The following is a 1235-nucleotide window of genomic DNA, read 5'->3' as shown; positions in this document are numbered from 1 at the left end:
CATGAACTGTGTTAAAAGTCAAGGGGTGGGAGCAAGTTTTGAGCAAAAATCAGCTTGGTAGGGCACGCCCGATTTGACGATGGCAAAAGCCTGTTTGAGGAGCTTGTTGCAGACGGCAATCAGCGCCAGCTTCTTGTTCTTGCCCTGGGCGACGAGTCGGTCAAAAAGGGCGGCGCAGGCCGCATTCATTTTCTTGGCCGAAAAGCTGCACAGGAAGAGCTTACCGCGAATTAAGCCGCCGCCCATTTTCGTGATGCGCACCTTCCCGCGGATGCTGGTGCCGGAAGTATGCTCGCGAGGCGACAAACCAGCCAGGGCAATCAACTGGCGGTAGTTGTCGAAGTGCGTAAAGCCACTAGCAAAGAGCAGCAGCATGCCCGCCGTCTTGCGCCCAATGCCCGGAATCGAGCACAGCAGCGTCATCTGGGCCGCAAAGCGCTGTTCTAATAGGGTCAGCAACTCGGCCTCGACCAGGGCTATTTGCTGGGTCAAGGTTTTGCGCATCTGCTGCAGGCGTTTTAGCGCCTGCTTACTACTGACAGGTTGGCGTTGCAAAGCTTCCAGGGAATTACTAACCATGGTTTTTTGCTTGAGCAGCTGCTCGTTCACCTGTTCGAGTTGCCGACATTCCACCAGCACCGTTTCGTCCGGCTGCCAGACGTTGACCAGTTGCTGCTGGCCGTAACGTAACAGCCACTGCGCATCTTTGCGGTCACTTTTGCCTTTACTCAAGTGCATCTGAATGAAGCGCTTAATGACCAGTGGGTTCAGTACGGCGACCTCTCCACCCTGCTCGTGCAGGTAATAGGCCAGGGCTAGGTTATAGGTGCCGGTGGCTTCCATCACAAATCGGCAATGTGCCCCACAAGCCTTCACCAGCTGCTGAAAACCCGCTTTAGTATTACTGACTTCCAGGTGTTTGACGAGCTCATTTACTTGGTAACAAACGGCGAGCGTGGCTTTACTCACGTCCAGGCCGACAACGGGTAATAAAGAGGCAGTAACCATCGTGGAAGTAGTGAAAGGGTGGGGAAAAAGTACTGCGAAGGACTTCTAGGGAGTCTTTTACTATCCTGATACAGGCTCGTGGCCTACTGGAACTGTCCAAAGTAGCCCTAGAAAAGGGAGGGGATTGTCCTGTTAAACGGGCTCGGAGCCCCATAAGAGAAGAATCTTATTCCGCCCTTTTCCTTCTCAATGACCCAAATTACGGCGGGCAGGTGAACATAGGATAA

At 53.4% G+C, this 1235-nt stretch carries 1 protein-coding gene; it reads right to left on the bottom strand.

What is annotated here, in order from left to right:
• Positions 1-18: 18 nt before the first annotated feature.
• Positions 19-1008, bottom strand: a complete 990-nt coding sequence (locus B9A24_RS01555; protein WP_084443376.1) for an IS110 family RNA-guided transposase — start codon at positions 1006-1008, stop codon at positions 19-21.
• Positions 1009-1235 lie beyond the last annotated feature (227 nt).

The sequence above is a fragment of the Hymenobacter roseosalivarius DSM 11622 genome, from assembly GCF_900176135.1.
In the GTDB taxonomy this organism is placed as follows: Bacteria; Bacteroidota; Bacteroidia; order Cytophagales; family Hymenobacteraceae; genus Hymenobacter; species Hymenobacter roseosalivarius.
This window is presented reverse-complemented; position numbering and strand designations above follow the sequence as displayed.

Excerpts from the sequence above, each read along its gene's own strand:
- B9A24_RS01555 (WP_084443376.1), bottom strand. The coding sequence starts at position 1,008 with ATGGTTACTGCCTCTTTATTACCCGTTGTCGGCCTGGACGTGAGTAAA.